The organism is Rickettsiales bacterium (genome assembly GCA_033762595.1).
GTDB lineage: Bacteria > Pseudomonadota > Alphaproteobacteria > Rickettsiales > UBA8987 > JANPLD01.
Window position 1 is genome coordinate 1 of record JANRLM010000073.1, and the last position, 8,294, is coordinate 8,294.

At 37.1% G+C, this 8,294-nt stretch carries 13 protein-coding genes; all 13 read right to left on the reverse strand.

Annotated features, from left to right (window positions below; translation table 11 throughout):
* Positions 1-650: hypothetical protein (locus SFT90_05275; protein ID MDX1949893.1), on the reverse strand; the 650-nt coding region annotated here is incomplete at its 3' end.
* Between the two features lie 168 nt (positions 651-818).
* Positions 819-1,157 carry a hypothetical protein gene (locus SFT90_05280; GenBank protein MDX1949894.1) on the reverse strand — a complete coding sequence of 113 codons (339 nt, stop codon included), beginning with the start codon at positions 1,155-1,157 and terminating at the stop codon, positions 819-821.
* Positions 1,158-1,183: 26 nt separating this feature from the next.
* Positions 1,184-1,576: a phage tail tube protein gene (locus SFT90_05285; GenBank protein MDX1949895.1), complete on the reverse strand. Its 393-nt coding sequence runs from the start codon at positions 1,574-1,576 to the stop codon at positions 1,184-1,186.
* 26 nt (positions 1,577-1,602) lie between these two features.
* Complete coding sequence (gpU, locus tag SFT90_05290; GenBank protein ID MDX1949896.1) at positions 1,603-2,043, reverse strand: phage tail terminator protein; 441 nt, start codon at positions 2,041-2,043, stop codon at positions 1,603-1,605.
* A complete protein-coding gene (locus tag SFT90_05295; GenBank protein MDX1949897.1) occupies positions 2,043-2,351 on the reverse strand; it encodes a hypothetical protein in 309 nt (102 codons plus the stop codon). Before SFT90_05295 ends, gpU begins: the two co-directional genes overlap by 1 nt.
* Positions 2,352-2,368: 17 nt before the next feature.
* The gene (locus SFT90_05300; GenBank protein MDX1949898.1) at positions 2,369-2,698 is read right to left on the reverse strand and encodes a capsid cement protein; all 330 of its coding nucleotides are present in this window, start codon (positions 2,696-2,698) and stop codon (positions 2,369-2,371) included.
* Between the two features lie 74 nt (positions 2,699-2,772).
* Positions 2,773-3,600, reverse strand: a complete 828-nt coding sequence (locus SFT90_05305; protein MDX1949899.1) for a Mu-like prophage major head subunit gpT family protein — start codon at positions 3,598-3,600, stop codon at positions 2,773-2,775.
* A gap of 45 nt (positions 3,601-3,645) precedes the next feature.
* Positions 3,646-4,617: a PIN domain-containing protein gene (locus SFT90_05310; protein ID MDX1949900.1), complete on the reverse strand. Its 972-nt coding sequence runs from the start codon at positions 4,615-4,617 to the stop codon at positions 3,646-3,648.
* A 38-nt stretch (positions 4,618-4,655) separates the two neighbouring features.
* On the reverse strand, positions 4,656-4,985 hold the full coding sequence (locus tag SFT90_05315) for a phage portal protein (GenBank protein MDX1949901.1): 330 nt from the start codon (positions 4,983-4,985) through the stop codon (positions 4,656-4,658).
* 7 nt (positions 4,986-4,992) lie between these two features.
* A complete protein-coding gene (locus SFT90_05320) occupies positions 4,993-5,208 on the reverse strand; it encodes a DUF6148 family protein (protein ID MDX1949902.1) in 216 nt (71 codons plus the stop codon).
* Positions 5,205-7,094 carry a phage terminase large subunit family protein gene (locus tag SFT90_05325; protein MDX1949903.1) on the reverse strand — a complete coding sequence of 630 codons (1,890 nt, stop codon included), beginning with the start codon at positions 7,092-7,094 and terminating at the stop codon, positions 5,205-5,207. Before SFT90_05325 ends, SFT90_05320 begins: the two co-directional genes overlap by 4 nt.
* On the reverse strand, positions 6,982-7,557 hold the full coding sequence (locus SFT90_05330) for a hypothetical protein (protein ID MDX1949904.1): 576 nt from the start codon (positions 7,555-7,557) through the stop codon (positions 6,982-6,984). The genes SFT90_05325 and SFT90_05330 overlap by 113 nt, the downstream gene beginning before the upstream one ends.
* Complete coding sequence (locus tag SFT90_05335; protein MDX1949905.1) at positions 7,554-8,294, reverse strand: DNA cytosine methyltransferase; 741 nt, start codon at positions 8,292-8,294, stop codon at positions 7,554-7,556. Before SFT90_05335 ends, SFT90_05330 begins: the two co-directional genes overlap by 4 nt.

The following is an 8,294-nucleotide window of genomic DNA, read 5'->3' on the forward strand; positions in this document are numbered from 1 at the left end:
ACACCCCATAATTTATCAAGCGAATCTTTCATTGATGCAATGCCGCTTGCCTGTGCATCTGTCATAGTAACGCCAAGATTATTTGCTTCATTTTTAAGCCTGATAATCCCTTCCGCACCTTCATTTAAAACTGGTATTAAATCCATACCAGCCTTACCAAATATTTCAGTAGCAATGCGAACCCTATCAGTATCATTGGTTACAGTTTTCATTGCCTCTGCAACCAGCTGAAACTGCTCATCAATGGAAAGCTCTTTTAGTTTTGCAGCATCTAAACCAAGCTCTCTAAAAGCATCTTTTGCAGTGCCTGTTCCATCTGCAGCATCTGCCACATTTTTTGCCAAGGTTTTAAACCCCTTACCAAAGCTTTCAATGCTTGTTCCCGTCATATCGGCAATATGATTATATTGCGATAATATACCTGCACCAATATTTAACCTTTGTGATAAATCATAAATGTGATCAGCGGATTTAACTATATTGCCAATAAATGCGCCACCCAAAAACCCAGCAACAATTCCTTTCATTGAAGTTAACGAATCAAAAGTAGCGGAGATGCTGCTTTTAAGATTCCCCAAACCCCGCTTAATAGAATTAAACGCCTCTCTGGTTTTATCCAAAGCTCGTATGGTGAATGATACTTCCTTCATTAGTTGTCAGAGTTCAGAGTTTAGAGTTCAGTTATTAGTTTTTATTTCGTAATGAGAAATAAGCTAACCAGCCGTGATATTCATCAATGGACATTTGGTTTATTTCAGTCAGAGTTTTGTGGAGATGGAAAGCGAGGTGATACTGATTCATCAGATCAGTATCTGATTTCAGTTTCCCAGCTGTTCCTCAGTTGTTTTGGATTTCATAATCTCATTAGCAACACGAGCTACAACATCAGGATCTGATTTTTCCATCAGGGCTTTTTTATCAGCAAGGGTGAACATTTTATTACCTTGCTCATCTTTGGCTTTAAAAATAAGCGCATATACCAGCAAAGATAAATCATCATCTTTTGCCATTTTGAAAAACTTGCCTTTCTCCGCAACAGTTAATGGATCAGCAAGAATAACTAGCGGTTTGCCCTCAGTATCAGCCCATTCAGGAACTTCAATTCGTTTGGTTTCCTGGCTAGAAAAATGATTTGTAATTACATCTATTGGTTTCATATGATTTAAGTTTTAGGGGTTAATGATTATGGTGCTAGTGGTGATGATAACTGCCCGTTTCCTTGGAAGTTGAATGAGGCTTCAACCATTCCATCAAAATTGGCAGATCTAGAAATTGATGTCACTATTGCCTGACCTTCAAAAAACTTATCACCTGTTTGGTTGCCTTCAGGGTAAACTTTGAGTGCAACTTCTGTTCCAACCACTAAAGCCATTTGACCTGTGGTATCTGTTTCATCCCAGAAGCAGGTGAGCGATCCACTCCAAGATTTAAGTGTCGGTTTATAAGTTCGCCAGCTATCACCCATTACTGTATCCTCTACAGTTTCAGATGTTTCCTCAATATTCCAAGATTTTACTTCAGCGATTGTGTTCGCAGCAATACGAACCACACCTTCGCTTCCAAGATGGTTTGCCATATAATTTAGTTATTAGTTGTTAGTAATTAATTTATAATTTGATCAGGTGAATTTTCTGAAGTGCGATACATTACTTCATAGGTCATTACCGCTGTACAAACAGGAACATCACCTGCACCCGTAATTGAAATTTCAATCTTTTGTAATTTTGTATCTTTTACCAAAGAGCCTAAAGTTACATCTGAACCCATCAGTTCCTCGATTTGCTTTGCGACATCATCAACGATATTGTCGGAGTTAAGACTGGCTTTAACATAGATTTCAATTGCAACAGCAAGTGTTCTACCTTGAGTTCTCGGCTGCTTGATATTTTGATATTCAACCTCTTCAGATTTTGTATAAATCAAAATTGCTGGCAGCTTGCCTTCCTCAAGTGGGTAAACCCTAGATACAAAAATACTATAATCAGAAGTCAGAATTTGCAGTTTTTCACGAACCGCATCTCTAATTTGATTTCTTGCGTGCATTATATTTGCTCCAGTATCAGCGTAGTAATTCCATCACCAGATGGGTGAACAGAAACTACCCTGTAATTATTACCGTCAACAAATACCTCATCATCAGTATTTGCATTTGGAATATCAGAAGTTTTTATCGTAAGTTTAGGCTGAGAACCTACAACACCAACCGACATATCTGAGGGAATTTCAAAATATTCATTCTCAAATATTCCGTTGATATTGTAAGTTCCAGCTTCGGTTACATACTCTACTTCATCACCAAGACCTGATAAAATATCAGACAAATGCGAATTAAAATTATCTTTGAAACTCATAATTTTAGGTCTAGAACTTAGTTCGCAACATTGAGTAGAACATCAACTGTAGCATCAGCCAGTAAAGCTGCCTTGGCAGCAACGCCAATCTGAACATTGGTTGAAACTGTGGTGGTTACATTGTTGTTGACTGCATCCCAATAAACCTTGGCCCCTTGGTTGATTGCAAGTGCTGCTTTGGTAAGGCTGAATACACCATAAATCTGCACTGCTCCTGATTCATTTTGTGCAATATCAGAAATTGCTACACCAGCTATGCTACCAATCACTACAAGTGATCCTGAAGCGATATTTTGTGATGCAGTTACCTCTAATACTTCGCCTTTTTCAATAAAGTTTTTAGACATAAATCTCCTTTTGTTTGTTGTTTAAATTGTAGAATTAAAAAATTAGAAAACTGAAAGTTTAAACACCGAAGGTGTTATGCACCTGGGTTTTTATAGACCGTTCTATATTCCATAGCTTTTGCTGCGGCATCAATGCGAACTTTGAATTCTACGCCATCAACATTCCAGCCTTCTTTTTCTTCTAGGTAAGGTTCAGAATTGCCATCAAGATACGCAACTTCAATCACATCAAATATTTGTGGGTTGGCAGTTAAAAACCAAGCAGTAGCAGATGCGGCATCAAGCCTTGGATCAGAAATAACCTCAAATGCCCCCTTCATAATATTTGGCTTTTTAGGGTTTGCCTGAGTATAATCAGTTTCTGAAGTCATTAATAATCTTGCATCATCTTCCTTGCTAACGGGAACTATCAAATAATACGGACTGATGTTTAATAATGCCTCACCAGAAATATCCCTCTGCAATCTCATAGCTCTTCTTGCCAATGATAACGCTGTTGCAGATATTGCTGCACCTGATGCAGCTAAGTTTTTATGATCAGCGTGGAACAGGGCTTTTCCATCTGCCATTAATGGGTTTGAGGTAAGAATACTCCAAACCAAATCAGCAACTTTGCGTTTTGCAGCCGCACCCATTTTTCTTGGGATTTTAGTAAATGCATCAATATCATCATTGATAATCGCCTGACGAGTGATTGAAAACATTTTACCATAAGTAGCAAGTTTGATATTCTCCTTACCTTCACCAATTGTTCCATATTTATACTCGCCACCTTCAGGCAATGGATCAAGTGAGCCAAACTCACTCATGTTAACCCGTTCAGCAGTTTTGAAATCAGCTAAATTTCCACGAGAGGTAAACTTTTCAAAGTTTTCTTCTGCTTCAGAATAACCTTTCAACATTGATTTATTGGCAGAATTAGCCAGCAAAATTGGAAAGTCAGAAGATTAAAAAGGAAGATTATCTTCTTTGTTATTGATTAATTTTTCTAATTTTTCATGAGTATCACTATCCAAAACCATAAAAAAACTATTATCATATAATTTCTTGTAAAATGATTTCACATCTTCATCTTCAATAATCCATTTAATCTGGTTATTGTTTAAAAGAGCTTGAAATAAATCTTCACTCTGTTTTTGAGTAAAACCCTCATAATTTGACAAGTTAGCAATTATAGAATGTGTTATTGCAAAATTAGAGCTAGACGATAGCTTTTCAATTAATCTATCTTTTTCTTGCTCAGTCTCTAAATTTATATTTGGATATTTTTTTCTAAAAAAGTCTGATAGCTTTCTATAAAAGTACAGAGGCCCTTTTTTATTTAATTTCCATTCGTTTTTCAAAAAATCATTAAGACTATCTGTATTTAATGGAGAATATAAATCAGAATCATCGGAGATTATGGTAAAGCTATAAACTGACAAAGATAGAATGCTCTCCCAATTTATAGCATCACCCAAAGAATTATTTTTTCCTGGTGGGTTGCCTAATTCAATCCTAATTTTAGCTTTTTCTATTATATCTGAAGTTCTTTCAATTTTTTTTGCACATTCAGATAATTTTCTAATTAATATGTCTGCTTTAAGTTGACTTTTTTCTATATCACTTTGAATCTTTTTTAACATTTCAGAATGCAATCTTTCGCAATCTTTCAAAATTTCTTTTATTTTATGATATTCCTCATAATCTTTACAATAAGAAGGAACTTGTAGTTTGAACTTTTCATTTTTGAATGCTTCAAACTTTTCTTTTATTTTATTTGCTCTATTTCTAGCTATTTCATCTATAACTTGCTCTGTGATATATAAATCTATCTCTTTATCTTTTATAAGTTTAAGTAACTTTTCAAGCTCAGATAAATCCTCATTAGTTAGGTGATAGAAAGAGAGAAAAATATTTGTATCAATAAATAAATTCATATAAGTGTTTTTGAATAAAATAATTACCACTAAAAAATTTAATCTTCAATAAGAAGCTCTCCAGATTTATTTTTAACATGAGGTTCAACTCTTATTCCAGTTCCAACAACATTATTCACAAGGCAATTCAAAATACCTTTTGCAAGGTCATGATTCTCATCAAGATATCGCGCTTGTACACGAAGCCTATCACCTGCAACTGCAACAACTGCATCACCTGAACCTCTATCAGTTCTTTTTTTACGAAGCCGTGATGGTCTTGCTGCCTCATATCCTCGCTCAATCACATCTATTGTGTATCTTGCCTTTGACCGCCTCAACGCAACTTCAGGGCTGATAAATTTTATAGTTTTTTCAAGAATATTCATAAGGTGTTTAACTAAAATCTACTAATGATGCAGGGCTTACTCTGCGGTTAGTTAAATTATCAATTCTGCGCTCCCAATATTGAATTTGCTCTCTGATTTCAGAAACATTTGCCAAGGTTAAACTTCTGCCATTCATGGAATAACTCTGCCCCTTGGCAACTGCTAAATCTGCCGCAACCCACGCATCAAGTGCCGCCTGCGCCTGTGAAATTGTTATGCTCATAACCAATTACCTTCCGTGTTTACCCAACTATCTGAATTGCTTTTTTGCTTGCGAGTTTCCTTTCGGATATTCCGTGATTTCATTTCAATATTTTTTGCCAGTAATTCAAAATCAGGATTAAGAATTTGTAGCGCTGCAAGAGAATAAACTCTGCAATCTAATGCTTCATTTCTGGTTCTAACTTTGATCCATTCTCGTTTTGCAAAACCTTTAACATACCTAGTTACTTGCTTTTCAGCCGTAAGTTGCTTGAAATATTCTGACCCCCTTGTAATTGGAAAATGGCAATATCCAGCACCAAGTTTTGTAATTTTAAGCCTAGAATAAATAACCTCTTTTGCCGTATCAACACCAACAGAGAATAGTTTCGCCCGCTGTTTGCCAGCTAATATTGGCTTACCAACAATAGGCTTTCCAGCTTGGCTTGAACCTTTCACCGCAAACACCCTTCGGGTGTTATTGTTTTTTACATAATCATAAACCGCTTGGGTATGATGACCGCCAGAATCAATACAGGTGCAAGAAATATTTAGTTTAATTCCAGATTTATGAGTAAATTGTTTGTCAATTATCAGCGTTAATTCTTCCCATATTTTTGCTGATGTTGGGTCACCATAAATAACGATATAATCAACTGACCAAGATTCGTAATTTTCACCCCAGCCAACAATTTCAAGTTCTAACCTGTCATTTTGAACATCAACACCTGCGGTAAGTAATAAAACTTTCTCAGGCAGGTCTTTGTCAAATTCCTCTCTGCGTTTGTATAAACCCTCATCATCAACGCTTTCACCTTCTTCCTCCCAAGTTTCACCAAGTGAAGTATTAACCCAAGTTTTAAGAGTTTCTGGCAGTAATTTTGCCTTTAAAAACTCTGCAACAATTTGTTTAAAACTTACCCATGGAGAGTAAAGTTCATTGATATGAAACCCCGCAGCACTGGTCGTGCGGGCATTAGTTTTTGTATTAGCATCTGCGTCATCTGCGGAGTTAGAAATAATAGTGGAACGCCAGCAACCTTTTTCTAGCATCTCCTGTTTGTGAGAATCAGTAATATGAAAACCACAATGTTCACATTCATAATGTGCAGTTTCTGGGTTACCATTTTCCCATTTTACTTGTAACCATTTTAGAGTTTGAACCTCTCCGCACTCAGGGCAAGGAACAAAATATCTGCGCTGATCACTTTGTAAAAAAGCCGCTTCAATTCTACTAAAACCTTTTATGGTTGGCGTAGATGTTAGCAGTAATTTTCTATTCCAAAATGTTGTAGTTCTTTTTTTAGCAAGATTAACAGGATCACCTTCTGTTCCAGCCGAAACTGGATATCTATCAACCTCATCACATAATACTAGCCGTATTGGGCGGCTTGCAAGTGATGCAGGAGAATTTGCGCCAGCCATTGTGATATGCCCACCTGGGAATCTTTTATGCAGTAATGTATTTCCACTATCTTTACTTCTTGGGTCACGCACCAAATCATTTAAACTTGGTGTATCACGCAACATCGGAGCAAACCTATCTTTACTCCAGCTTTCAGCCATTTCTAAAGTTGGTTGAAGTAGCAATATCGGCGCTGGATCAAGATGGATATAATAGCCAATTATATTGTTGATAATTTCAGTTTTACCAATCTGCGCTGATGACATTACCACCACAGATTCAATTTGTGGGTCATTAAAAGCATCCATCATTTCTTTTTGATATGGTGCTCTGTTGGTATGCCACTTGCCAGGTTCAGCAGAAGATTCACTACTTAAATAACGATATTCATCAGCCCACTGGCTCACTTTCAAATTCGGTGGTGGTGCTATCAGTTTTGCTATCTTCTTCACCAATACTGATATCGCTGAATGAGCCTGATTTACTGTTTTGTTCTCCATCATAGATGGACTCATATTTTGATAATTCTGTTAGTGCCTCATTGATCATGTCACGAATTTTATTTTCAATTTTATGATGCTCCTTAACGCCAATAACAGAATGAGCGGCTTTATTTGGAAGCGAAAGCAATCTTGATCTAAACGCTGTTACTAAACTTGACCATTCATGTTCAACATCTTCAATTGCAACTAATTTGCCTTTAAGTTTTTGCAGATCAATTTCCGCAATATCTGCTTGAATTTTTGTAAGTCGTGCCTTTTCTAAATGAGCATCTGCATGAGTTATTTCTTTTCCATAAGCACGCTCCTGAAGATATTTAATATATCCTTTTACCGAACCAATAAGTTCATATTTACCTTTTTCTGCTTTTGGTATTACGCCATCTTTTGCTAGTTGCTGAACACGCCTTTCTGTTACCTCAAATAATTTCGCAATTGTTGAAACAGGATAAGATGCACCGCTCATATTTTTAAGTTATCTATAACAATGTTATAAATAGAATTTGCAATAAGCTCAGGAATTACTGGAACAACTGCATTTCCTAAACTTTTCAGGCGATTCCTTCTTGTTCCACCTTCTGTCCAACCGATAGGAAAACCCATCAGCCATTCCACCCAATCAGGATTTAATCCATTATCTTTGAGTCTTGGAATGGCAGGTTCTGCTGACCAGAGTTCAGCTCCTCTAGTGCAACGAACGAGGCTAACTTGCCCGTGCTGAATGATTTGCCTTTGCGAGCCAGCTTCTCTAATGTTTCCGCTGTATCCTGCCAATCCCTCGCACATGGTGTTGGGTACTGTCGTACTGACATTTTCTTTTTTAGAAAAGTTTGGCTCATTCGTTCTGCTTCGAATTCTGTTATTACACCTTCCTGAATCAGTTTTTCCAGTTTCTGAATATGACCCGCATTGCTCCACCTGCCTTGAGCTGTCGGTGTCGGCCAGATCTCGTGTTTTGTTTTCGGAAAACCCGCTGGTTGCAGAACATATTCCGCTAGCGGTGGTTTCCTCAAAACATTCCTCGCATCTTTGCGTATCATCTGTTCTGGAGATCTTGCTTTGGTTATTACTGAATCTCTGGCTGTTGGGGTAGGCAATGATCCAGATGCGATCTCTTCGGTGAGGCGCACCAACTGCGGAAGCAGGAATACAATGCCATTCTGCATCATACCCGATCTGCCACAAATCTTGAAGGACGGTAAT